The following is a 23,457-nucleotide window of genomic DNA, read 5'->3' on the forward strand; positions in this document are numbered from 1 at the left end:
AAGAGAATGGAGCGGCGTATTTTTATTTAACGAATGACGCCATAACCCACCATTAGCAAAGTTCCTGTCAGCAAGGCAGGAACCAAACGCTTGGTGGGTTTAGAGATCATCACGCCGATAGCTAAAGCACAAATCAGCGCTCGTATCCACAAAGGTACGGTTGCCATCAGGCCGAGCGGCATCACAATCAAACGAATAGTTAAAGCAGCAACCATCGCATAGGTCACAGCAGCCAGCCAGCGGAAGATCTCGCTATCTTGGTTGATGCTTTGCGATAGCAATACACCGATCGCACGACAGAAGTAGGTACCCAGACAGGCGCCCACTAAGGCAATCCACAAACCCCATCCAGAGAGGGCGTTAGTCATGGCGTTGATTGTGTCTATCATCCAAGCACCCCAGATTTTTTGCGCAAGAACTTACGGTCAATAAAGTAGGCGATGGTTCCGGAGACTAATCCTGCGGTTAATAGGCTGGTATCGCGATCAACTATGAAGAAGATGGGGCCAAAGATACAACCTAAGCAAATCGCAATACGGTTAATCCAAGGCTTTACTTCAGTAAATGTCAGTAAGAAAAACAAGGGATTAATAAATACCAATCCTAAGGTGACTGGTTTGGGCACCATACCCGCCAGGTAAAAACCCAGAATGGTTCCCGGAATAGAAATCAACCAGCATAGCAATCCCAAGCCAACAAAATAGCTAAGGCGATGCTTCACTTCAATCGCATGAAACTCGCGCATGGAGATAGCCCATGCTGTCATCGCTAATAGATGAACAGAAGCATATAGACTGCGATTGCGATCTTTTTGGTGGAACTGAGGAAAGAGTGTCACCGTCATCGTAATGAAGCGCGTGGATGTCAGCGTGACAGCCAAAGCGATAGCCACAACAGATGAGCCGGTAGTAGCCATCTCGAGCAAGACCACCTGCCCCGGTAATGCAAACATAAAGAAGGAAGTAAAGGTCGTAAACCAAACATCAAAGCCGTTGGTTTTACCCATTGCTCCGAAGCCCACCATGCCAGCAAAGAGCACCATTGCTGGAGCGCCCGCTGCATCCCGGATACCAGACCAAAACGCATCGCGTGAATTTTTAAAGCGCTCTGCCGCAGACTCTTCTAGCGCGATTTCGCTAGGATCAATATAGGGCTGGTCTGCGGATGACATGACTTAATTGTAAGCTTTGTAGGACTTCTAAGCCTTCAGGGCCCATTTAATATGCTCAGCTACTAGAGCATCAGCTTGGGCAAGTGCCTCACTTAAAGCTGCGCGTATGGCTGACTTATCAGCTTCGACTACCTGATTACTTGCTAGCCCATTACCCATTGCTACAGCCAAATTACGACGCCAGCGGCTATAACCAATTCTGCGAATGGCACTGCCTTCATGTCGCCGCTCAAATTCCGCTTCAGTCCAGGACCACAGGTGCAAAAGGGATGCCTGCCCCAAGCCATGGCGTCTGGCAAAGTCTGGTAACTCAGTGCGTTTAGCAAATTTATTCCATGGGCAAATCAGTTGGCAATCATCACAGCCATACACACGATTACCCATCGCACTTCTAAATTCAACTGGTATGGCTTCAGGATTTTCAATAGTGAGATAAGAGATACATCTACGTGCGTCTAATTGATACGGCGCAGTAATGGCTTGAGTAGGGCAAATATCGATACAAGAGGTACAGGTACCGCAATGCTCTTCAATCTCTTGATCCAATGGAAGTGGTACATCCACCAAGATCTCACCCAAAAAGAATGTCGAGCCAGATTCTCGATTCAGTAAGAGCGTGTGTTTGCCGCGCCAACCTAAACCCGCCTTACGTGCCAACTCTACTTCCATCAGCGGAGCCGAGTCTGTGAACACGCGATAACCTAATTTACCAATGCGCTCTTCAATGAGTAGGGCAAATTCTTGCAAACGATTACGAAGTACCTTGTGATAATCACGCCCTCTGGCATACATCGAGACCACTGCTTGAGTGGGATCTTCCAAGCGTTGCCACTCAGTATCGAAATCAGTTTCGGGCGGAAGGTAATTCATGGACACACAGATGACGCGCACGGTACCGGGAACTAAGAGCTCGGGATTGGAGCGTAATTCAGCATGGCGTTGCATGTATTCCATATGACCGTGACGACCCTCAGCCAGCCATTCCTGCAAACGTTCTGTTGCAGGCCCCAAATGAGTGTCGGTAATGCGTAAGCCATCAAATCCTAAGGATGCAGCCTGCTCCCCAAGCCAATCACGTAGATTGGACTCATCTAAAGATTGAGGACTAGTAGATAAAGGCATATCGAATACAGAATGTAGCGCAATAATTGAATAAACTAGGGGAATGGCTCAAACACAGGCAACCACAGCAATTCCGCTCACTGCAATAGATCTCTATTGTAGGCAGGAAGCCGATACCGCCTCTCTTGCTAAGCATCTGGCTGCCAGTTTTGAGCACTTTCTGACTAATCAGCCAGGTTCCCATTTAAACATCTCTCTAGAGGGTGATCTTGGTGCTGGCAAAACGACCTTTGCGAGATACCTCATCCAGGCGCTAGGTCACGAGGGCAAAGTAAAGAGTCCTACCTATACTTTGTGCGAGCCTTATCCGCTGCAATTAAAAGAGCAAGCAATCACTGTTCATCACTTTGATTTGTATCGCATGCGTGATCCCCTGGAATGGCAAGAAGCGGGATTTGCAGAGCATTTTGATGTCCCGGGTATTTGCTTAATTGAGTGGCCAGAAAAAGCAGAGGGCACTTTGCCTGCATTTGATATTCAGATTCAGTTAGCTGCTGGTGCGGATGAAAATGAGCGCATCATCACAATCAATGTTTTATCTGCGCAAGGTAAAACCTTGGTTGATGACATACAAGCGTCTCGGTAATAGCTAAGCAGTTAATGAGTAATCAAAAAATCAATCTCTCCAGAAGGCAACACCTCAAGACTTCTGCGAAGTTCTTAAGCTTTGCTCTTTTGCTGACTGAGCTTGATATTGCTTGGGGTGCCAAGATATTAGGTGTGCGTGTCTGGCCTTCTGAGGACTACACTCGCGTTACCCTGGAATCTGATAAGCCGCTCCCGATTACGCAGCAGATTTTGACGAACCCAGATCGCTTGGTAGTTGATGTACAGGGATTAGAGCTAAATCCGACTCTTAAAGATTTGGTAGCTAAAGTAAAGCCAAATGATCCGTATATCTCGCAAGTTCGGGTTGGGCAGTTTCAACCGGGGGTTGTGCGTTTGGTGTTTGATTTAAAAGAACCGATCAAGCCGCAACTCTTTACGCTTGATCCCATTGGTGAGTACAACTACCGCATGGTGTTTGACCTCTACCCCACTACGCCACCAGATCCATTAATGGCTTTAGTGAGAAGTAGCGCCAAGAAAGAAAGCGCCCTGGAAAAATCCAATGAAGAGGTGGATCTCATTGCACAGTTCGCCAACAAGAAAGAAAAAGAGCTGGCTAAAACTCCAGCAGTACCAGTTGCGCAAGCTATTCCAGACCCAAAGGAATTGCCAGCACCCGCTAAGTACAAACGCCTGATCACGATTGCGATTGATCCTGGCCATGGCGGCGAAGATCCTGGCGCTATTGGCGCAGCAGGCTCACGAGAAAAGAATGTCGTACTCGCCATTGCCAAAAGACTCAAAGACAAGATTGAAGGCGAAGCCTATATGCGCCCTTTCTTAACTAGAGATGGCGATTACTTTGTACCACTGCATGTCAGAGTTCAAAAAGCCAGACGTGTTGAAGCAGATTTATTTGTATCCATTCATGCTGATGCTTTCATTGAAAGAAATGCCAAAGGTGCATCCGTATTTGCACTTTCCCAAATGGGAGCCAGTAGTACTGCTGCCAGATGGATGGCCAATAAAGAAAATGCTTCCGACTTGATTGGCGGCATTAACATCAAGACTCAAGACAGGCAGGTTGCTAACTTGCTATTAGATATGTCGACTACCGCCCAGATTAAAGACTCCTTACAGGTGGGCAACTCCATCTTGAGGCAAATTGGTGGATTTGCACCTTTACACAAAGGCAAGGTAGAACAAGCCAGCTTTGCTGTTTTGAAGGCTCCAGACATCCCCTCAATCTTGGTTGAGACCGCTTTTATTAGCAATCCGCAGGAAGAAGCCCGATTAAACGATGATGGCTATCAGGACCGAATTGCAGAGGCGATTTTGAAGGGAATTAAGGACTATTTTTCCAAAAATCCACCGGTTGCCAGACGGATAAATTCATAAGTCACTTGTAAGTACAAGGGTTGAGGGGCAGCCCCCGCAGACCTGAGGATGGCAAACAAACTTCTTGCTATAATTTATGGCTTAACTGGGTCGGTAGCTCAGTCGGTAGAGCAGCGGACTTTTAATCCGTTGGTCGCGAGTTCGAATCTCGCCCGACCCACCAGCAATACTAAGCCTCGCTTCTGCGGGGCTTTTTTATTGCCAGCGATATCTTTTAAAACTGTCCTTTTTAGCCTGTTTTAGGGTCATTTATTGGCTAGGGAATCCAATCCAAATCCAATAAAATAGCGAAATGCCAGCAAAGATTGTCACAACACATCAGCTTCGCCAAAACATCGTTTGCAACGCCATTGCCTCTGCTCGAATTGAAGGCATCGCCCTAGCAACGCAGTTTGAACAAAAACTTACTGACTATATAAACGGCAAAAAAAGTATCGCCCAATTAATAGAACAAACTAAGCAAAGTTATATTAAGAGCACAACCAAATGACGGTCAATTTAAATAAAAAAATTATCATAATTGCCGGACCCAATGGAGCCGGTAAAACTACCTTTGCCAAGAACTTCTTGCCACAAGAAGCGCATACTTTTCGCTTTGTTAATGCTGATCTCATAGCCGCTGGTTTAGCGCCATTTAACCCAGAGTCTGTTTCATTCAAAGCAGCTCGATTGATGCTAAACGAATTAGATGAGTACACCAAATCAGGCGAAAGCTTTGCCTTTGAAACTACTCTATCCGGCACACATTATCTGCAACGTATTCAGGAGTGGAAAGATCTGGGGTACGTCATCAAACTCTGGTTTATTGCACTAAGTTCCTCTGAGTTAGCTATTTCACGTGTAAAAGAGAGGGTGGCACAGGGAGGGCACAACATCCCTGAAGAAGTCATTCGTAGGCGATATACCGGTGGCCTCGAGAATTTGCCCAAATATCAAAAAGTTGTAAAATCATGGATATTGTTAGATGGAGATAAAACTCCGCCCGAGCAAACAGACCAAGGTTAACCATGACTATTCCAAGCAAAGATATACGTAATTCATCAGATCCTGATATTGCTGGATCCTACTACGCCATGCAACGTGCTGGACAAGCTGCAATAGACTTGGCAATTCAAACCAATACTGCAATCGTAACTACCGTTGATGGCAAGATAGTGCGGATCCCTGCCGCAGAACTCATTAAGCAGCGGCAACTTACGGCCTAAACACCGTTGGTCGCGAGTTCGAATCTCGCCCGACCCACCAAGCATTACTAAGCCTTGCTCTGCAGGGCTTTTTTATTACCTGCGATCCTATAAATCACCCTCACTTAAGTGAGCCTAGGAATGTGACCGCCCTCTGCGCCGCTTCGTCATAACTTGGCCTGTAATTAAGTACATCTATTTCAGAGAACTGTGCTTTTAATACTGCCCCCCTGCTAGATATCTGACTAATAAATGGCTCAGCATTCTTTCGCAAGAACTTGGCAGCTTTTACTAAGGCTTCGGGTTCTCGCTCAATAATTAATGACAGATCAAATAAATCACGAGCAGTGGCCCTATCACCTCGGTGCCACAATTTTTTTGCCACAATCTCTGCAGCAGTTTCTACCCGAATCTGCTGGCCGCCAATATTCCATATTTCAAAAGGTGTATCAGTGAGATTTGGGGATGCCACAAAATCGATTTCCCCTTCTTGACGAATTAACTTCACGTAAGAGCTCTGATCTTCAACGTAGTCTGTGCTCACCGCTGCAGCCACATCACTTAAGCGTGGCGTGACAAAACCTAAGTACTGTGGATCTGGAACAAAGATATCAATGTCCTTACTAAGCCGATGCTGATAACGAAACATCAATACCGTGCCGCCACCAAAAGTCCAAAATGGATCGGGCGTTCCGTGATTTTTAATATCTTCAATAATAGAAAGCGCATGCGGGAGTAAATCTCTCCACACACCTTCGGGAAGTTCACGTTCAATAATATTATTCATGAATTAAGTCCAAGCCGATCTGAGAGAATGCATCTCATGCGCCCACCGATTAATATTCTTCCAAATCACTTTGGGTGCAACGTGATTATTTTTGGCGGCCTCCTCAACTGCAGACACAATAATTTCTAGTGGCGCCTCATCCAATAGCGTTGCCACATGAGGATAAATACTTTCAGGCAGATCTCCACAGGCCAACGAATGAGATAAATCACCACTTTGTAATTTAGTCTTATAACTAACGCTGGCTGTCTTACTGGCCATATCTAAGCCATGATGCTTTTTGCTGTGCTCTTGTGTAATTACATCTAGCCCTAGGAGCGATAACAAGGACAGCAATTTAGCTGCGCCCAAATCATTCAAACTACCTTTTTCTAGATGATGGATAGTTGACCTTGATAGTCCGCATAGTTTTGCCAACCGCTCCTGGGATAAACCCAGATCAGTCCGACGCTGCCCGACTTTGAGACCAATTTCGCGTAAGTTCATAAGTTCACTATAGCATAAATTGTGTAATATATTACACAATTTTTTATTGGGGTCGAACTATTATTGCCCTAGACTTGATATAAAAACGAGAATTAGAGCCATGCACCAAAAAAGCAATCGTACAGTCAATCGCACACGCATTTTTTGGTCGCTCAAAGCCATACGCTATATAGGTTTTTGAAGAGACATAACTTCTTTTAATCCGTTGCTCGCGAGTTTGAATCTCGCTCGACCCACCAGTTATACGAAGGGATCACAGAAATGTGGTCCCTTTTCTTTTGGGCAAATGGAATATGTTGGTGTCCACTTGGAGCAATTAGCTATTTATTAGACCACAATCAGTGGATATGTGAGGCTAGGCGCCCTAATGTAAGACACTTAAAAATAAGCGGGAGAGTGAATTTTTACCAGCTCTTTGGCTTAGTAATCTCAGCGTTTGGTATAGCATCCGGCAAAAGACTTTGCTCTAAGGCCCACTGCCGAATTGGAATGAAGAAATTAGCATACTTCTTTAGCTGCCATGAGGGCTTACGCTTAGGCGCACCAGGAGTTACGAGGCCAATCACTTTCTTATGTTGCTCTTTCACTAACTGCAAAGCCGTCGCTAAGTCAGAGTCATTTGAAACGATAACAGCACAATCATAAGCATTAGCCCAAGCATCATTTAAGACATGTAAAGCCAAGTTAACATCAGAACCTTTTTCTTCAGTCTTAAAAATTTCAATTTTATTTGGTGGTGGATTAGCATTCTCAGCAAATACTTTATGACGCAAGAAATGGCCAAAATGAGTTTCAACTTCTGGGCAATATACTTCCAACGCTCGAAAGTAAGTGTCTTGACGAATATTGACTTGTGGGTCACGCTCTGTTGGTTGCACCCGAGCTGTAAAATATTTGATCTTAACTAGCTCATTTTCTTCACCCCAAGACCGTCTTGAACAGCTTGGTTAAATTCAGCCATTTATGACGACTATCTTTTAATTGCCCATAGTAGAAATTGAAACCATCAATATAGACAATAGTTCTTAATTTAGATTTGGCCACTCAAAACCCTCTTTAGAAAAAGCAAGGGCCTCCGAAGAGGCCCTGCACCTGACAGTCGAAACCATCAGGGTAGTAGTGAAGTAATGATAGTGCTAATTGGAGTCCAAAACAATACCCCTTAGGCTTTTTAATCATTGACACAACGGTATCTATAAATCCAATTAATCGCACACTCAATCGCACACTTCTTTTAGGCGCTTGCTATGCATTGATTTACATAGGGTTTTGAAGAGCCACGACTTCTTTTAATCCGTTGGTCGCGAGTTCGAATCTCGCCCGACCCACAAGTGATATGAAGCCTAAGAATGAAAGTTCGGGAGTTTTTTATTTGGAATTCCGCTAATATCCAATAAGAGGGGCTCCTTTCCACTACATACCAACCCAAAAAGAACTTTAAAAATGAGTACAGATCCCAAAATACTAGCCTTTGATGTCTTTGGAACAGTGGTTGACTGGCATGGATCAATCGCGGCCGAAGCCAAAAGACTCAGCCTGCCAGTTGATGCAGATGAATTCGCTACCGCATGGCGTAATGGTTATAAACCAGCAATGGCCAAGGTGCGCTCTGGAACTCTGCCATGGACAAAGATTGATGATTTGCATCGTATGATCCTTGATGACATATTGAAGACATTCAACATTACCTCGTTGTCGGAATCACAAGTACAAGAATTAAATCTAGTTTGGCATCGCCTCAATCCCTGGCTAGATACAGTCGAAGGGCTGACAAGATTAAAAAGTAAATTTACTATCGTTACCTTATCCAATGGAAATCTCGGCCTACTTGCAGATATGGCTAAGAATGCAGGACTTCCTTGGGACTTAATTCTTTCAGCAGAAGTATTTCGTCACTACAAGCCTGATCCAGAAACTTATTTAGGTGTCGCGGAGATTTTCAATGTCCTCCCCGAACAAGTGATGCTTGTGGCAGCTCACAAAGATGATCTTCTGGCAGCAAATGCCTGCGGGCTTCAAACGGCCTTCATTGAAAGACCGCTAGAGTTTGGCCCTAACTTCTCAAGGCAAGACTTGCATCGTGAAGAATTTACCACTTACCATGCCAAAGATCTTACGGACCTTGCAACTCAATTGCACTGCTGATACCCAATTATTGCAATAGACATCAGGCAGATTTTAGTGAGTAGCTTGAATACTGTTGATCATAATGAGGACATCTTTTAATCCATCTTTTGCTTGTTTGGAATGTGTCGGTAACTTATGGTGGCAATAGGCGATTAAAGAAAAACCACCCGAAGGTGGTTTTACTATTTCTTGCTTGCCTGGGGCAGCATCGACCAGAGCCTGAGATTCTTTGCAAACATTCATTTAACTTGCAGTTTTAAACTTCAAAGCTATCAATATCGCCTCTTCGGCGCACCAGCGAAAGATTGCTTCTTCTCAAGATGTCTAAATGTAATGCGGCCTTTGCTCAAGTCATAAGTAGAGATTTCTAAAGAAACCTTATCTCCTGCCAATATACGGATGTGATTTTTTTTCATTTTTCCCGCTGTATAGGCAATAAGCTTATGGCCATTATCTAAAGTAATCCGATAACGAGAGTCTGGCAAAATTTCATCAACAAGACCTTCCATTTCAAGCAATTCTTCTTTTGCCATTTAACATCCTTAATAAAAATAAAAAGCCCAGTCATGCTGGGCTTTGGACCAGGCAAATAATTTCCGCCTGGCATTTACTGCTGATTTAAACAGGTTGAATATTGGATGCTAACTTGCCTTTAGGGCCAGTAGTAATATCAAAAGTCACTTTTTGACCTTCAGCCAATGTCTTAAATCCGTTGCTATTAATTGCTGAAAAATGGGCAAATAAATCTTCGCCACCGAGTTCAGGGGTAATAAAGCCGAAGCCTTTAGCGTCGTTAAACCATTTCACAATTCCGTTTGCCATATCTGACTATTCCTTAAAAAATATAAAAGGGGCTAAGCCCCAAATGAGGCGAAAGTCAAGAATGGCGGGGGAGATGCTAAGAAGAACTATCGCAGAACTGCGGTATTAATTACTAGTACAACAACACTATTAGCTTGAAAATCGTTAAATGTATTTTACTCTACTTTAGTAACAAAAGACTATTTACCAACAAATCACCTTTATAACAGCCCTAGATACCGTTAAAAGTGGCTTGGCAATCCGTTGGGCCCGAGCTCGAAAACGTAGTTTCGGCGCAGCCAATCTCCCCAGACCCACTAGTTATACAAGCCCACCTTCGGGTAGCTGCTTCTTTTGAGGTCAAATTCCTAGGAAGTGTATTTCATTTATTTCATTGAACTAGCTATCACAGTAGAATCCCGACCCCCCCCTACATGCGCCCAAGATTTTCAACATCATCGACAGATGGATATCCCCCTGTCATATCGGGATCTATAGCATCCGAAGGGTTTGATCGGTCAGAGTGATACTCCATCATATATGCCCGCCTTCTTGCCATGACAGCTGATAGTGTATTAGCAGCATTAAGATCTTTTTTTAGATCTGGCGCATGCCCTAGCCTTCAAATACAAAATGATCTAAATGGTCAATCCTGCTTGTCTTCTGATCTAGATTTTATTGAGCACGGCGTAATTCATTAACGTAATCTGGCTCAGGGTGCAATGCATGGGTAGTGCCGGCCTTTGCCACCTGCCCAGGGACCTCGTGCCCCACAATCTTTGGCAATTCTCTTGCCAGCTGTATTAGCTTGGGAATATTCATGCCGGTGTCATAACCCATCGCATCAAGCATATGAATCGCATCCTCGCTAGAAATATTGCCACTTGCACCTGGTGCATACGGGCATCCGCCCAGGCCACCCAATGAACCGTCAAAACGAACAATACCGGACTGTACTGCAGCTAAGACATTGGCTAAGCCCATGCCTCTAGTGTTATGGAAGTGCAACGTCAGCTGTAGATTTGGGAATTGCTTCTGCAATGTATCGCACATTCTCTTTACTTGGTCAGGATTTGCCATGCCTGTGGTGTCGCAGATTGTTACACCTCTTACACCGAGGTCTGCAAAACGTTTAGCGAACCCTTTAACCACCGTTTGAGAAACCTCCCCTTCCATGGGGCAGCCAAAACTGGTGGATAAGGAAACATTAATGGGTGTTCTGCCATTAACGCACTTAATTACTTCAGCCAATCCAGTAAAACTTTTTTCTCGACCCATTCGTAGGTTGGCTAAGTTGTGAGTCTCTGAAGTCGACATCACGAGATTAAATTCATCAGCCTTAGATTCCAAAGCGCGCTCGGCACCTCTTAAATTGGGGACTAAGACGGTGTACTCCACTCCAGGCACACGCTTAATACGCCCCATCACTTCCTCGGCATCTCGTAGCATCGGAATCGCCTTAGGCGAAGTAAATGAGGTCACTTCAATTTTGGCAAAGCCGCACTCACTAAGCTCATCAACCAGCTTTACTTTATCGTCTGTTGGTACAAAATTGGGCTCAATCTGGAAACCGTCCCGCATTACAACATCATTGAAATAAATTCTAGTCATGGTTTAATCTTTATTTAGAAAATGCAATGCCGCGCTCTTTTAAAGAGGCGACCTGATCATCACTCAAACCAATGCTTTTGAGTATTTCATCGGTATTTTGTCCAATATCAGGCGCAAGAGTCTTAATGGATCCCGGTGTGCGTGATAACTTCGGAATCACGCCCGGCACATCCAACTTTGTGCCATCTTGCATCTGAATCGTTTGAATATTTTCTCGGGCTTTGTAGTGTGGATCGTTTGCAATATCAGCAACCGTATAAATTTTTCCCGCTGGTACGGATACAGAATCTAACACCTCTAATGCTTTGGTGGTAATGACTGTTTTAGCCCACTCGCCGATAGCTTGATCAAGCTCAGCGACTCGTTTGACGCGACCGTCATTGTTTTCTAGCTGAGGATCATTGCCTAAATCTTCACGCCCAATCACTGTCATCAGGCGCTTGAAGATGCTATCGCCATTGCCAGCAACCAATACATAGCCACCATCAGCGCACTGATAGGCATTGGTTGGGGCAATACCAGGCAAAGCGCTACCAGCCGCTTGGCGTACCTCACCAAATGCGCTGTATTCAGGCAAAAGGCTTTCCATGCAATTAAAGACTGCTTCATACAACGCAATATCAATAATCTGACCCTTGCCACTGTTATGGCGCTCTTGCAGAGCTAGCAAGATACCAATCACACCATGCAAAGACGCTAAAGTGTCGCCGATGCTGATACCAACCCGCACCGGCACCCTGCCAGGTTCAGCAGTGAGATGTCGCAAACCGCCCATAGCTTCTGCAACCACACCAAATCCCGGTTTATCTCTGTATGGACCAGTTTGACCATAACCGCTGATACGAAGAACAATTAATTTAGGATTGAGTTGAAGTAATTTTTCTGGATCAAGACCCCAGCCCTCCAATGTTCCAGGACGAAAGTTTTCGATTAATACATCCGCCTCTTTTACCAGTGTCCTGACAATATCTTGAGCTTCTGATTTTCTTAAATCCAGGGAAAGTGATTTCTTATTGCGTGACTGCACTTGCCACCAGACTGAAGTGCCATCCTTAAGAAGGCGCCACTTGCGCAATGCATCGCCCTCTTTGGGTGGTTCGATCTTGATAACATCAGCACCAAAATCAGCCAAGGTCTTAGCGGCAAATGGTCCGGCAATGAGTTGCCCCATCTCCACGACTTTTAACTTTGATAATGGCTCCATAAAATCCCCTGAAATATGCTTTTGTGCCCTAAGTGGGTACTTTAAATCAATCAGCAATTGATCTAATAAAAGTCCATTTTCTTAGCCTAAAACATAGCTCTTTTTATGGTGGGTGTTACTCAATCTTTCCAGGTGGGATGTTTTTGCATCACTGAATCGAATAATTCAGATTCAAGCTGCTGATTGAGCCATTTTTTGACTGCGGGTATAGGGAGTTGCTCAAACCTTTTGGAGTCAACCATTGAAAACTGCCTGATGAATGGGAAGATAGCCACATCCACCCAAGTTAATCTGCCTCCCATTAGGTATTGGAAGTTTTGCAGCGTCTGCTCCATAGGAATCAACATGACTTGCAATGCTTCATCGAGCACTGCTTCTGGCTCTAGCTCTGGGAATCGATTAGGGTATTTGTATTGATCCAATAGAGTCTTAAATGGGCCATCATTTTTTTCAACCCAAGAATTGGCAATAGACTCATCAACCTCCCTCCACCCATGCGGGTCAGACTGTTGTAATGCCCAGCGCAAGATATCTAGGCTTTGATCTAATACGTGATCATCAATCCGTAAAACAGGGACCGTTCCCTTAGGAGAGAGCTGCAACATTGATTGCGGTTTATTTCGCAACTCAATCTCCCGGTGCTCAACCTGAATACCCGCATACTTCAATGCCATGCGGGCCCGCATGGCATAGGGACATCTCCGATAAGAATACAAAGTGGGCGTCATGCAAGCACTTTACTCCCAGCAACTAATAGGTCACCCGTTGCCAGCCACTTGGGCAGGCCTGTGTCTGCGGATAGTACAGTCCATTTTCAGGGCAATAGGCAGCAGTTTGGGGTTGCGGTGGATAAACATATTGTGGGGCGTAATAGACGCGCGGAGGCCTGTAGTATGCATTAGCAACAGCAACTCCGGCCACCGCGCCAACCGCAAAAGGCGCCCAACCGCCACGCCATCCGCCATAGCCACCATACCAACCCCTACCACCATGAGCGCTGGCTGATGTGGCCACCCCCGCAAGCATGACTCCTGTAAGCAGGCATATTAGTATTTTTTTCATATAGACCCCCATTCATAAAGGCATTAAGCCCTTTCCTACATAACGGATCAGCCTTAAGGTGGGTTGACGCTATCAAATTAAATACTTTTGTAAGCAGGTCTTAAGGGAGTTTTTTCTTCCTACAAGCATCAGAGCAGTATTTGACTGATTCCCAATTTTTGGCCCAGGATTTTCTCCAAGTCATTTCTTTTTTGCAGACAACACAAATCTTACTTGGGAGAGCGCTTTTGTTTCCCTTAAACGTTGTCTTCATGAGTATTTTTATAGCGCGTCGAGCTGATTCAGAATCTTTTGGGCATGCAGCACAATTTCTTTTTGATCTTCATCACTAATTCTTTTGAGGTTGGCCGTCATTAACTTAGTTCGCGGACTCGCTTCAAATTGAGCGCGATGCTTGATCAAGAAGTTCCAATACAAAGTTGTGACGGGGCATGACTCTTCGCCATAACGTATCTCAGGTTTGTATTTACATGAGCCACAATAATTACTCATGCGTTTGATGTATGCGCCACTGGCGATATAAGGCTTACTGGTAAACCGTCCGCCATTCGCAAATAAGGCCATTCCAGCCGTATTAGGCAGCTCCACCCACTCAATCGCATCTACGTAAATCGCCAGATACCAGTCACACACTTCTTGAGGCAGAATTTCAGCTAGAAGTGCAAAGTTTCCGGTCACCATTAAACGCTGAATATGGTGCGCATAACCATATTGCAGTGTTTGACCAATAGCATCTTGCATACAGGCCATCTGGGTCTGCCCAGTCCAATACCATTTGGGTAATGGGCGCTGGTGTTGATAGTAGTTATCTTGTGCCATCTTTGGCATATCAAGGTAATACATGCCCCGGACAAATTCACGCCAGCCTAATATTTGCCGAATGAAGCCCTCGATTGTTGATAGATCTAAAGCATACTTTTTCCATGCAATGATGACCGCATCAATCACCTCGCGAGGATTTACTAGCTTTAGGTTTAATGCGCTCGACAAAATAGAGTGCCATCCAAAGGGGGTATCAGTCCACATAGCATCTTGATACACACCAAAATTTCTGAGGCGGTATTCGACAAAATACTCAAGAGCTTGGAGAGCCTGGTTTCTGGTAACAGGCCAGTTAAATGACTCCAGAGATCCAGGATGATCTGGGTAAGTCTTTGCAACGAATGCCAATACTTCTTTGGTAATCACATCCACTTCAAACGCCGCAGGAGCATCGATGATGCCAGGCCCCTTTTTCGGATAGGGCTTGCGATTATCTTGATCGAAGTTCCACTGACCACCCTCGGGGTTACCTTCAGCGTCTATCAACACATGGTGCTTCTTACGCATTAGGCGGTAAAAGTACTCCAGCCTGAGTTCTTTCTTATTTGCCGTCCACTCCACAAACTCTTGGCGCGAGCAATAGAAATGCTCATCCTCAAGCATCTCCAGCTCAATATTGAGCTCTTTTGCTAACGCCTCAATCACCTGCTTGAGACGCCATTCGCCGGGTTCGATACAAACTAAATGCTTTACCTTCTTTTGCAGAATATGCTCTTTGAGAACCTCGACAATAGGCAGAGGCGAGCCTTGAACGTAAGTCAGCGGGTATTCCAGCTTTTTCAGCTCAACTGCAAAGTGACGCATTGCCGAGAGAAATAAAGCAATTTTGGCTTTGTGTGACCAAACATACTGAGCCTCATTGGCCGACTCAATCATGATGATTTCATCTGCTTGAGGATCAAAGCCTCGTAATGCAGCGCTTTGCAAATCGAGCTGATCTCCTAAAATCAGAACTAAGCGCTTAGGCTCCGCGGTTTGCTGCTTCATTTATTTTTGTATTGAGTGGGGCAATAGGCTCGAGTCACATCTTCATTGCGTAAAGCACTATGTTTTGTGGCTCGTCCAGTTACCCGCTTGCGCCAAAGCTCAAAGGAGCTGCGTTTCAGCTCTTTACGCATAATGGCTATGACCTGGGGCTCACCCAGGCCAAAGGTTTTCTCAATCGCATCAAATGGCGTGCGATCCTCCCAAGCCATTTCAATAAGGCGAGATAAATCGGGTTCTGCGAGGGTCTTGGGGGCTGGTTTTGGCACTCTGCAAGTTTAAGACTTATTCAATAAACTAGCTTGAGCCCATGATTGGAAAAATTCGTCAAAAACTGATTTCTCAAGAGATTCCGGCCATACAAAAGCCGGCGGCAATCATTTGCCCTATCTGTGATCGACCCATCCCAGATTCCCAGAAGGATGCCCACCACCTTATCCCCAAATCTAAGGGTGGGAAGAGGACCGAATATCTTCATCGCATTTGCCATAAGCAAATACATGCCTTGTTTACCGAATCTGAGTTAGCCCAGCAATACCATCATGCCCAGATTCTGAGAGAACATCTGGAGATGAAGAAATTTATTCAATGGGTAGAAGGTAAGCCAGACGCCTTCTACGAAAAAACACGCAAAAGTAGTCGAATCAGACCCACTTAAAATGAGATAAAAAATAGCGCCCATAAACTACTGGACGCTATCTTCTAGCCAAACTCCGGACAATACAGATGTCCGAAGCAGAATTTAGAGTTTACTTTTCAACTCTGATTTTGCATCACCTAGGTTAGATTGAACTTTCCCAACCACTTGCTGAACCACACCCTCAGTCTCCAGCGATTTATTTCCCACCAGGTTTCCTGCGGCCTCTTTAATTGCACCCTTTACAGTCTCTACACGGCCTTTTACTTGATCTTTATTCATGGTAAATCCTTTGATATGGTTGAACAACGGAACTACAAAAAACTGAATTCATTATTTATAAAATGGGTTATTGCTACCTTTAACCCTCATATCATTTTTGACTGAGGTAACCCCAGGAATAGTTTTGGCAATATCTACGGCCTTATTGGTTTGCTCAATACTGCTAACAAAGCCACTTAACTGAACTTCGCCCTTAAAGCTCTGCACGGTAATCTCGGAAGACTTCAGTGTTGGCTCATTAAAAATGGCTGTTTTAACTTTTGCTGTAAGGACACTATTGTCGACATACTGCCCTGTGCTTTCCTTGGTGTCCGAAGCAGCGCAAGCGGTTAGAGAAATTAACACTCCAGAAAATAGTAGTACTGTAATTTTTTGAATTAGGTTCATAAAATTCTTTCAATGATGGTTTTATTGGCCCAACAAATCATCTAGTGATTGCTTAGGTACGAATTTAGGCTAAAGGAAATAATCCTGTATCCACGTTCGATATCAGACATAAGGAATATTTTTTACTGTGTGCGGCAGCAGACTAAGGTTTACAGATTCAAGTCCTATAGTCCCTATAGTTCTCACTTCTCTATAGGTATATATATGCAAAAGAAATTACTAGTAGCAGCACTTTTTTCCATCTCAGCTACAGCTACAATGGCTCAAAACAACGCACAGACCAATCCATTTGAAGGCCCATCTATTGGCGTCAGCGTAAGCTCCGTTGGCGGCAGCACTGACCTATCTGGCACCCGTTCCGCAAACATGGGGCAACAATCGGTTGTACCGACTATTGATGCTGGTTATGCATTTGGTCTTACCAAAGAAGTTGCACTGGGATTAACTGGTACATACGATTTAGCCGATACTAAAGGTGGTTCTGATGGCAGCGCAAACCTGGTTGGTAAGAAGCATTACAGCATTAACTTCAAACCTGGATATGTTCTAGGTACCAGCAATATGATTTATGCATTGCTTGGCTACAACCGTATGTCAGGGACTTTAAATAACAACGGCTATACCGGTACAAGCAATTTGAACGGTATTGGTTATGGCATTGGTATTGAAACCTTATTAGATAAAAATATTTATCTGAAGGTCGAAGGACAGCAAGTGAAATATTCTTCATCGACTGTCTCTGGTGTCACTTTTAAACCTAGCACGACAATTGCTACGATTGGCCTAGGGTATAAGTTCTAATTTGGAAATACTATTTCTACTTTAGAAGTTTAAAAGCCACTCGAATTATTCGGTGGCTTTTTTTCTACTATGTTCGCCAACAGACTCACCCTATTACATTGTTGATCGTAGAGTGACCTGTGAGTTATTTACTTACATGACTAGAGAACTCTCTATTCAAATTCTTTGGAGATATACATGACAACTGATACAAAAACGCACGCTGCTGATACAACTAATGCTCACCATAACCACGTTAAAGCAGCAGAACATTGTGACGCTGCTTCATTGGCCCACAAAGAAGCAGCTAAACATGTTGAAGCTGGTGATGCAAAGCACGCTGGTTACCACGCAGCCGTTGCTCAAGGTCACACTATTCAAGCTCAAGAACATAGTGACATTGCATGCAAAAAAACTGCTGCTGCAGCACCAGCAGTGAAGTAAACGATTTCTGAAATAAATTGAGGGGAATTTTTAAGAATTCGTCTAAATTTAGAAATCTAGGCCCACCAGTTCATTTGGTGGGTTTTTTATCGTGTAAGCTCATCATATGTACGCTATCGTACATACTCTAATCATTCCAGCCAATACATTGAAGCTGTCTAAAGCTGACGATCAAAAGATAGGTAATTGTATGGAAACTAAAGCTCTCAAAGATCAAAATTACCTTTTTCACTCCATTCCCGAAAGTGAGTGGGCAAGACTGCTTCCCCATATCGAGCAGGTTGAATTACCGTTGGGGAAAGTATTGTATGAGCCCGGAACAAAGATGAGTCACGTCTACTTTCCGACTAGCGCAATTGTTTCACTCCTCTATGCACTTGAAAATGGCTCTTCTGCAGAGATAGCTATTGTTGGCAACGAAGGTATTGTGGGGATCTCTATTTTTATGGGTGGTGAATCCACTTCTAGCAGAGCCATTGTTCAAAGCGCAGGAAATGGTTATCGAATTAAATCCAGTGTTTTTCTAGAAGAATTTAATCGCTCTGGGCCGGTAATGCATTTATTGTTGCGCTATACCCAGGCATTAATTACGCAGATGTCTCAAACTGCTGTCTGTAATCGTCATCACACTCTAGATCAGCAGTTTTGTCGATGGCTGCTCTTGAGTTTGGACCGTTTAACTAGCAATCAATTAAACATGACTCAAGAACTGATTGCCAATATGCTGGGGGTTCGCAGGGAAGGTGTTACTGAAGCAGCCGTCAAGGTTCAAAAAGCTGGACTGATTCAGTACTCTCGCGGACACATCACTATCCTAGATCGTGCGGGACTTGAGAAACGCACTTGTGAGTGCTATCAAGTTGTCAAAACTGAATATGAGCGACTACTTCCAAGTAAGTTGGCAATTTAGATCAATTTATAGTTCGTTATCAGACAGACAAAGGATTCCCATTTCTGGAAACTGAATTTGGGATAGTTATTACTTAATTCATTTGGACCCTATTGCCCGAGCAAGGGTTGCGCAATCAACCCCGGGGTTAAGACTGATGAATAAGAATAGCTTAATAGAATTACTACCAAAGCAGATTCAAGAGTTAATTTTTTACAAGGGTGAGCTCATTGACCTTACCCTATCCAAAATTATCTGTGTTGTAGATGAACCCATTGAATACATTCACTTTCCAGTAGACGGCTTCATATCACTAGTTCAGAGCCTGGATCAACATCCCCCTCTAGAGATTGGCATGATTGGCAGAGAGGGCGTGTTGGGCGCAGAGATTGCCTTAGACATCCAAAATAATCTTTTTGGCGCCCTAGTTCAAGGCTCCGGCAATTCTTGGAGGCTTGAAAAAAATGATTTCCTAGAAATCATTAAGACTCATATAGAGCTAAAGAACATCATTCTCTCGTATATGGCTGTGCGAATTAAGCAGTTAAGCCTATCAGCTGCTTGTGAACACTTTCATGAGATAGGTCCTCGACTAGCAAAGTGGCTCTTAATGAGTGAAGACCGCGCCCAATCCACAACCTTCCTGATGACCCATGAGTTCATCTCCCTCATGTTAGGAGTAAGGCGTGTTGGTATTACTACCGCGGCTGCAGAATTTAGAAGGAATGGGTTAATTGAATATCGGCGAGGCGAAATGCAAATTCTTAATCGCCCCGCTTTGATGGCAGCATCTTGTAGCTGCTATCTACAGAATCGGAAGATCTACTCTACGTTTATTGGCTAACCTAGAATCAATCAAAGACTTTGACCTTCAGTTGAAATGAAAGAGATCCTGCGACTCGATCTGCAATAGAGGGGATAACAATGAGATTAAGTCCGACCCGCTCACCTTCGATTGAAACTACAGGAAGGATGGCCGGAAACCAGCCGCCATTCTGAGTATTGGAGTAGCCATTAAATCCTCCGGCTACCATCCCCAAATGAAAGGGACCTACAGCCAATGGCATCCAGTAGGCGCCCACATAATTGGATTTTTGGTAATAGCTATTGCGATAAGTGCCAACGGTTATTGAAGCCACTGTAGAGAATTGATATTCCAATCCCAAGCCGTAATTGACAGAATTGAAATCCCTGTTCTGATCAAAGTGATATGAATAGATTCCCGGATTAATCCATAGAGTATTTTTCTGAGCAGGAGTGATGACTTCTATTGGGCCATATGATTGGCTAAAGCAGCTCGAGCTTGCTCCAAGCGTGATCGCCAAGGAAAGTACTAAAACCGGAATCTTGAGCATTGGTTAGTAAGACATCTATCGAAAATTTATCCTACTTCAAGGCTAAATATATTCTTTGTTCGATACCGAACGCATCATTCAATTTATAAAAAAATGTCTATAGGTCTGATACCGAACAGTCATGCGCAGATTAATTCAGTAGATTGGTAGGTAGCAATTTACCAAGGAGCTCTCCATGCTAGGAACCATTGTTTTAGTCATTTTGATCTTGATGCTCATCGGCGCTATACCGGCTTGGCCCCACAGCAAGAACTGGGGTTACGCACCAAGCGGTGGTTTAGGTCTAGTTTTAGTGATCCTCATTATTTTAATTTTGACCGGCCGTATTTAATACTTTTTAAGAAAGAAATAAAATGAAAATTGATAACAGCTTTAAAGCGATTTTTGCCTCGATGATGATTGTGTCCGGGTTAGTGGCTTGCGATAAACCAGGGACAGCAGAAACAGCTGGCAAGAAAATAGACCAGGCAGTAGAAAATGTCTCAACCTCAACCTCCAATGCCGCTGAAAAAGCCAATGACTCTGTAAGTAAGCAGGGCAAGATTGCTGGCAAAGCTATGGACGACACTGAAATTACTGCCAAGACAAAGGCTGCACTGCTAAATGAACCTGGAATGCAGTCACTAAAAATTACGGTTGTTACTAAGGATGGCGTAGTTACCCTCACAGGGTCTGCTGACACTCAAGAAAACAGAGTTCAGGCAGCGAGCGTAACCAAACAAATTGAAGGCGTTAAATCCGTTAACAATAAGCTGGTAATTTCAAAGTAACTTTGTACCAATAAAAAAGCCGCGTTAAGCGGCTTTTTTACTTTGTCTACTGAGAATATTTAGTTCACTGTAGATTTGGTTGATTTAGGCTTAGGGGGATTCTTCGCCTTATCTTTTTCGTACTGATCATAAGCGTAACCACCAACAGCACCAATTGCGGCACCGCCAGCTGCACCCCACAATAAGCCACCGCCTGTGAGAGCGCCTATACCAACACCTGCAGCTGTACCAATTGCAGCACCCGATAGCGTCCGTTGCTGAGTATCACTCATTCCGGTGCATGCAGATAATGCTAGCAAGCCTGAGGTTGATAAAACGATTAATGTAGTTTTCATATTGGTTACCTTTTTGCTTAGCGAATAATTTTGTTTACTGCATTTGCAGGAGACATTAAAGATGAATTACACGGAAATCTCACCGCCAAAAAACGCATTAGACTATCTGCGGCTGGTGCAGTGTTGTACTGGGGATTCGCCTTTACCCAATCCATAAATTGATTCATCACTTCCCTACGTGAAGGAGCCGGCTGCACTACACAGATAAACTCGGGAGCCTTACTGGGGTGTCGTGTTACCAAATACTCGTCATAAACACCTTGACCATACACATCACAGTAAGTCTGAGGCTCCGGAGTGGATTGATCGCCACAGACGCCAGCTAGCTCTTGAGTGCTAATCGCCATCGGAGATCCAGTTGCAGCCATTGCTAAGCCTGAGCAAGTCAATAGAGCTGCCAATACGATTGCAATTTTTTTCATAAGTCACCTTCTCTTTCTATCTTTAGATTACGAATATTTACTCTAAAGAATGAGTGACTTATTCGTCTGTCTGTTAGCGGACATAGAAAATAAGTAAAAAATAATGTGTTCGATAGCAGACAGACTTTTCACTTCAATTCTTTTTAAATGAATTCATGGAATGTGTTCAGGTGAACACGCCAATTTGAAGGGATTTTTTATGCGATTATCTACTTGCTTAAACAAGAACTACCGTCACGCATTAACAGCGATAGCTGCTTGTGTGCTGGCGGCATGCGGTGGTTCAGGCGGCTCTGACAGTGCTAGCACTACTCCAATAGCACCAGTCATTACACCAACAGTGCTTTTAACAATTCCCACTAAAACATCGCCCATTACTTCAGGCGTTGCTACTAATTTGGGGCTTACGGCAAAATTTAGTCAAGATATGTTGGCATCAACCATCAATTCGACTAGTTTTTCAGTTGCGTGCCCAGCCTCTACACCTGTCGCAGGAACAATTACTGTTACCTACGATGCAGCGAGTCGCTTAGCCATTTTGCAACATGCCACCGATTTCACTGCTAATACTACCTGCGTTGCAACAATTACTAAAGATGTTAAAAATGTCAATGGTGTTGCCATGGCGAGTAACTTTACATGGAGTTTTACAACAGCAGCAGGCGCCGACAACACCCCGCCAACCATTACATCAACAAGTCCTATTGATGCCGCTACGGGTATATGTACCACTAAAGATGTCAGCATTACTTTTAGCGAACCAATGGATGCAAGCACCATCACTGCTACAACGTTTAACGTTACTAACAACCTATCAAGCGCTTTAGTTCCGGGTAGCATTACCTATGATGCATTAAACAATATCGCTAAATTTGCAGTCACTAACCCGCCCGGATTCTCTGCTAGCACCCCATATACAGTGCACATTACCACTGGAGTAAAAGATCTAGCGGGCAATGCTCTCGGCACAGCCGCAGCGATAAGCTTTACTACGAGCTCACAGGCATGCGCGCCCCCAGTAACAATCAACTTAGGCACAATCAGTGCTTACGGTACATTTGGTGGTGGTGCTGGCTCAACTAACCAAGGTATCAACACGGTAGTTAACGGCTCACTTGGCACTACAGCAGCCTGCACACTTTTTACAGGCTTTCATGATGCAGCCAACGTCTATACCGAAACTACGCTCAATATTGGTTTAGTTACCGGTAACATCCTTTGTGGACCGCCGGCACCAGGAACTGCAGAGCAACTAGCCCTTGCTACTGTGGCAGCAACCGATGCACTAACTGCCTATAACCAGATGGAAGCAATGCCCTCTGGAATACTAACCAATCCAGAGCTGGGTACTAGAACACTGTTGCCAGGCACCTATAAGTCTGCAGCCTCTGAATTTATCATTACTACAGGAGACCTTACCTTAGATGCGGCGAATGACCCAAATGCTGCCTGGATTTTCCAAGTCCCATCGCAATTAACCGTTGGTTTATCTGCCACGCCAAGAAGAGTCATTCTCGTCAATGGTGCGTTAGCTAAGAATGTGTATTGGCAAGTAGGTAGTTTGGCCCGCATTGAAAATGGTAGCACCATGTATGGCACGATTATTGCCAAAGCTGGTGTCACCATTTCAACTGCTGGGCAAACAGCTCAAACCTACCTATATGGCAGAGCAATTGGATTAGATGCTTCTGTAACCATGGTCAACACGACGATTACTACGCCTTTCTAATATTTAAATAAAAGCTTTGTTTATCTTGAAACCCTCGTCAGAAATGATGGGGGTTTCTTCTTTAGATGCTTTGTAATTTACTTACTCATCTCATTATCAAAAGCATTCTTAGGCAACCA

General features: G+C 44.2%; 35 protein-coding genes and 1 tRNA gene. 15 read left to right on the forward strand and 21 right to left on the reverse strand.

Annotated features, from left to right (window positions below):
• Positions 1-26: 26 nt before the first annotated feature.
• Genes VC188_RS04990 through queG form a run of 3 tightly spaced genes read right to left on the reverse strand, consistent with a single transcriptional unit; the run spans position 27 to position 2,293 of the window.
• On the reverse strand, positions 27-389 hold the full coding sequence (locus VC188_RS04990; protein ID WP_323483219.1) for an AzlD domain-containing protein: 363 nt from the start codon (positions 387-389) through the stop codon (positions 27-29).
• Entirely contained in the window at positions 386-1,171 is a 786-nt protein-coding gene (locus VC188_RS04995) for an AzlC family ABC transporter permease (protein ID WP_215320462.1), read from the reverse strand. Before VC188_RS04995 ends, VC188_RS04990 begins: the two co-directional genes overlap by 4 nt.
• A gap of 27 nt (positions 1,172-1,198) precedes the next feature.
• Positions 1,199-2,293, reverse strand: coding sequence for a tRNA epoxyqueuosine(34) reductase QueG (gene queG, locus VC188_RS05000; RefSeq protein WP_323483220.1), 1,095 nt, complete (start codon positions 2,291-2,293; stop codon positions 1,199-1,201).
• 43 nt (positions 2,294-2,336) lie between these two features.
• On the opposite strand from queG, the gene tsaE reads away from it, so the two are divergent.
• The 6 genes from tsaE (at position 2,337) to VC188_RS05030 (ending at position 5,445) form a co-directional block, all read left to right on the forward strand.
• Positions 2,337-2,879: a tRNA (adenosine(37)-N6)-threonylcarbamoyltransferase complex ATPase subunit type 1 TsaE gene (gene tsaE, locus VC188_RS05005; protein WP_215320465.1), complete on the forward strand. Its 543-nt coding sequence runs from the start codon at positions 2,337-2,339 to the stop codon at positions 2,877-2,879.
• 14 nt (positions 2,880-2,893) lie between these two features.
• Positions 2,894-4,240 (forward strand): N-acetylmuramoyl-L-alanine amidase, encoded by a 1,347-nt coding sequence (locus VC188_RS05010; RefSeq protein ID WP_323483221.1) that lies wholly within the window; start codon positions 2,894-2,896, stop codon positions 4,238-4,240.
• Positions 4,241-4,327: 87 nt separating this feature from the next.
• A tRNA-Lys gene (locus VC188_RS05015) sits at positions 4,328-4,403 on the forward strand.
• Between the two features lie 129 nt (positions 4,404-4,532).
• Positions 4,533-4,730, forward strand: a complete 198-nt coding sequence (locus VC188_RS05020; protein ID WP_072583608.1) for an antitoxin VbhA family protein — start codon at positions 4,533-4,535, stop codon at positions 4,728-4,730.
• A complete protein-coding gene (locus tag VC188_RS05025; protein WP_323483222.1) occupies positions 4,727-5,245 on the forward strand; it encodes a zeta toxin family protein in 519 nt (172 codons plus the stop codon). Before VC188_RS05020 ends, VC188_RS05025 begins: the two co-directional genes overlap by 4 nt.
• Before the next feature lie 2 nt (positions 5,246-5,247).
• Positions 5,248-5,445 (forward strand): hypothetical protein, encoded by a 198-nt coding sequence (locus VC188_RS05030; RefSeq protein ID WP_072583610.1) that lies wholly within the window; start codon positions 5,248-5,250, stop codon positions 5,443-5,445.
• A gap of 100 nt (positions 5,446-5,545) precedes the next feature.
• On the opposite strand, the gene VC188_RS05035 is transcribed toward VC188_RS05030, so the two are convergent.
• From VC188_RS05035 to VC188_RS05045, 3 genes are all read right to left on the reverse strand, one after another.
• Positions 5,546-6,211, reverse strand: a complete 666-nt coding sequence (locus VC188_RS05035) for a nucleotidyl transferase AbiEii/AbiGii toxin family protein (protein WP_323483223.1) — start codon at positions 6,209-6,211, stop codon at positions 5,546-5,548.
• Between the two features lie 3 nt (positions 6,212-6,214).
• A complete protein-coding gene (locus VC188_RS05040) occupies positions 6,215-6,697 on the reverse strand; it encodes a helix-turn-helix transcriptional regulator (RefSeq protein ID WP_216199471.1) in 483 nt (160 codons plus the stop codon).
• Between the two features lie 404 nt (positions 6,698-7,101).
• Positions 7,102-7,575: an NYN domain-containing protein gene (locus VC188_RS05045; RefSeq protein WP_323483224.1), complete on the reverse strand. Its 474-nt coding sequence runs from the start codon at positions 7,573-7,575 to the stop codon at positions 7,102-7,104.
• 565 nt (positions 7,576-8,140) lie between these two features.
• On the opposite strand from VC188_RS05045, the gene VC188_RS05050 reads away from it, so the two are divergent.
• Positions 8,141-8,842, forward strand: a complete 702-nt coding sequence (locus tag VC188_RS05050; protein ID WP_215320471.1) for a haloacid dehalogenase type II — start codon at positions 8,141-8,143, stop codon at positions 8,840-8,842.
• Between the two features lie 33 nt (positions 8,843-8,875).
• Here VC188_RS05050 and VC188_RS05055 read toward each other — a convergent pair whose 3' ends face one another.
• The 10 genes from VC188_RS05055 to VC188_RS05100 all read right to left on the reverse strand — a co-directional run bounded on the left by VC188_RS05055 (position 8,876) and on the right by VC188_RS05100 (position 15,577).
• Positions 8,876-9,067, reverse strand: a complete 192-nt coding sequence (locus tag VC188_RS05055) for a hypothetical protein (RefSeq protein ID WP_323483225.1) — start codon at positions 9,065-9,067, stop codon at positions 8,876-8,878.
• A 29-nt stretch (positions 9,068-9,096) separates the two neighbouring features.
• Positions 9,097-9,357 (reverse strand): translation initiation factor IF-1, encoded by a 261-nt coding sequence (gene infA / locus VC188_RS05060; RefSeq protein ID WP_215320475.1) that lies wholly within the window; start codon positions 9,355-9,357, stop codon positions 9,097-9,099.
• An 85-nt stretch (positions 9,358-9,442) separates the two neighbouring features.
• Complete coding sequence (locus VC188_RS05065; protein ID WP_215320477.1) at positions 9,443-9,646, reverse strand: cold-shock protein; 204 nt, start codon at positions 9,644-9,646, stop codon at positions 9,443-9,445.
• A 654-nt stretch (positions 9,647-10,300) separates the two neighbouring features.
• On the reverse strand, positions 10,301-11,236 hold the full coding sequence (locus VC188_RS05070) for a hydroxymethylglutaryl-CoA lyase (protein ID WP_323483226.1): 936 nt from the start codon (positions 11,234-11,236) through the stop codon (positions 10,301-10,303).
• Between the two features lie 10 nt (positions 11,237-11,246).
• The gene (locus VC188_RS05075; RefSeq protein ID WP_323483227.1) at positions 11,247-12,440 is read right to left on the reverse strand and encodes a CaiB/BaiF CoA-transferase family protein; all 1,194 of its coding nucleotides are present in this window, start codon (positions 12,438-12,440) and stop codon (positions 11,247-11,249) included.
• Positions 12,441-12,559: 119 nt separating this feature from the next.
• Positions 12,560-13,168, reverse strand: a complete 609-nt coding sequence (locus tag VC188_RS05080) for a glutathione S-transferase (RefSeq protein WP_323483228.1) — start codon at positions 13,166-13,168, stop codon at positions 12,560-12,562.
• 22 nt (positions 13,169-13,190) lie between these two features.
• Complete coding sequence (locus tag VC188_RS05085) at positions 13,191-13,502, reverse strand: hypothetical protein (protein ID WP_216262407.1); 312 nt, start codon at positions 13,500-13,502, stop codon at positions 13,191-13,193.
• A gap of 100 nt (positions 13,503-13,602) precedes the next feature.
• The gene (locus tag VC188_RS05090; protein WP_215357779.1) at positions 13,603-13,755 is read right to left on the reverse strand and encodes a DUF2256 domain-containing protein; all 153 of its coding nucleotides are present in this window, start codon (positions 13,753-13,755) and stop codon (positions 13,603-13,605) included.
• 8 nt (positions 13,756-13,763) lie between these two features.
• The gene (locus VC188_RS05095; RefSeq protein ID WP_323483229.1) at positions 13,764-15,311 is read right to left on the reverse strand and encodes a cryptochrome/photolyase family protein; all 1,548 of its coding nucleotides are present in this window, start codon (positions 15,309-15,311) and stop codon (positions 13,764-13,766) included.
• On the reverse strand, positions 15,308-15,577 hold the full coding sequence (locus VC188_RS05100) for a TIGR03643 family protein (RefSeq protein WP_215357783.1): 270 nt from the start codon (positions 15,575-15,577) through the stop codon (positions 15,308-15,310). The genes VC188_RS05095 and VC188_RS05100 overlap by 4 nt, the downstream gene beginning before the upstream one ends.
• 41 nt (positions 15,578-15,618) lie before the next feature.
• Here VC188_RS05100 and VC188_RS05105 point away from each other — a divergent pair, with 41 nt between their 5' ends.
• Entirely contained in the window at positions 15,619-15,966 is a 348-nt protein-coding gene (locus VC188_RS05105) for an HNH endonuclease signature motif containing protein (protein WP_323483230.1), read from the forward strand.
• Between the two features lie 84 nt (positions 15,967-16,050).
• Here the strand turns inward: VC188_RS05105 and VC188_RS05110 are convergent, their stop codons facing one another.
• Positions 16,051-16,227, reverse strand: coding sequence for a CsbD family protein (locus VC188_RS05110; RefSeq protein WP_323483231.1), 177 nt, complete (start codon positions 16,225-16,227; stop codon positions 16,051-16,053).
• Between the two features lie 51 nt (positions 16,228-16,278).
• Complete coding sequence (locus tag VC188_RS05115) at positions 16,279-16,614, reverse strand: BON domain-containing protein (protein ID WP_216262415.1); 336 nt, start codon at positions 16,612-16,614, stop codon at positions 16,279-16,281.
• 204 nt (positions 16,615-16,818) lie between these two features.
• Here VC188_RS05115 and VC188_RS05120 point away from each other — a divergent pair, with 204 nt between their 5' ends.
• The 4 genes from VC188_RS05120 (at position 16,819) to VC188_RS05135 (ending at position 19,571) form a co-directional block, all read left to right on the forward strand.
• A complete protein-coding gene (locus VC188_RS05120; RefSeq protein WP_216262417.1) occupies positions 16,819-17,415 on the forward strand; it encodes an outer membrane protein in 597 nt (198 codons plus the stop codon).
• 177 nt (positions 17,416-17,592) lie between these two features.
• Complete coding sequence (locus VC188_RS05125) at positions 17,593-17,838, forward strand: hypothetical protein (RefSeq protein ID WP_216262419.1); 246 nt, start codon at positions 17,593-17,595, stop codon at positions 17,836-17,838.
• Positions 17,839-18,028: 190 nt separating this feature from the next.
• Positions 18,029-18,748, forward strand: coding sequence for a Crp/Fnr family transcriptional regulator (locus VC188_RS05130; protein ID WP_323483232.1), 720 nt, complete (start codon positions 18,029-18,031; stop codon positions 18,746-18,748).
• 136 nt (positions 18,749-18,884) lie between these two features.
• A complete protein-coding gene (locus VC188_RS05135) occupies positions 18,885-19,571 on the forward strand; it encodes a Crp/Fnr family transcriptional regulator (RefSeq protein WP_323483233.1) in 687 nt (228 codons plus the stop codon).
• 7 nt (positions 19,572-19,578) lie between these two features.
• Here VC188_RS05135 and VC188_RS05140 read toward each other — a convergent pair whose 3' ends face one another.
• A complete protein-coding gene (locus VC188_RS05140) occupies positions 19,579-20,082 on the reverse strand; it encodes a hypothetical protein (RefSeq protein ID WP_323483234.1) in 504 nt (167 codons plus the stop codon).
• Between the two features lie 175 nt (positions 20,083-20,257).
• Between VC188_RS05140 and VC188_RS05145 the strand changes: the two genes are divergently transcribed.
• Positions 20,258-20,413, forward strand: coding sequence for a DUF3309 domain-containing protein (locus VC188_RS05145; protein WP_216262427.1), 156 nt, complete (start codon positions 20,258-20,260; stop codon positions 20,411-20,413).
• Positions 20,414-20,435: 22 nt separating this feature from the next.
• A complete protein-coding gene (locus tag VC188_RS05150; protein ID WP_323483235.1) occupies positions 20,436-20,852 on the forward strand; it encodes a BON domain-containing protein in 417 nt (138 codons plus the stop codon).
• A 59-nt stretch (positions 20,853-20,911) separates the two neighbouring features.
• Here VC188_RS05150 and VC188_RS05155 read toward each other — a convergent pair whose 3' ends face one another.
• A complete protein-coding gene (locus tag VC188_RS05155; protein ID WP_323483236.1) occupies positions 20,912-21,187 on the reverse strand; it encodes a YMGG-like glycine zipper-containing protein in 276 nt (91 codons plus the stop codon).
• A gap of 17 nt (positions 21,188-21,204) precedes the next feature.
• The gene (locus tag VC188_RS05160; RefSeq protein ID WP_323483237.1) at positions 21,205-21,609 is read right to left on the reverse strand and encodes a Rap1a/Tai family immunity protein; all 405 of its coding nucleotides are present in this window, start codon (positions 21,607-21,609) and stop codon (positions 21,205-21,207) included.
• 199 nt (positions 21,610-21,808) lie between these two features.
• On the opposite strand from VC188_RS05160, the gene VC188_RS05165 reads away from it, so the two are divergent.
• Positions 21,809-23,338: an ice-binding family protein gene (locus tag VC188_RS05165; protein WP_323483238.1), complete on the forward strand. Its 1,530-nt coding sequence runs from the start codon at positions 21,809-21,811 to the stop codon at positions 23,336-23,338.
• The last annotated feature ends 119 nt before the right edge of the window (positions 23,339-23,457 follow it).

The sequence above is a fragment of the Polynucleobacter sp. MG-28-Ekke-A2 genome, assembly GCF_035012985.1.
Taxonomy (GTDB): Bacteria; Pseudomonadota; Gammaproteobacteria; order Burkholderiales; family Burkholderiaceae; genus Polynucleobacter.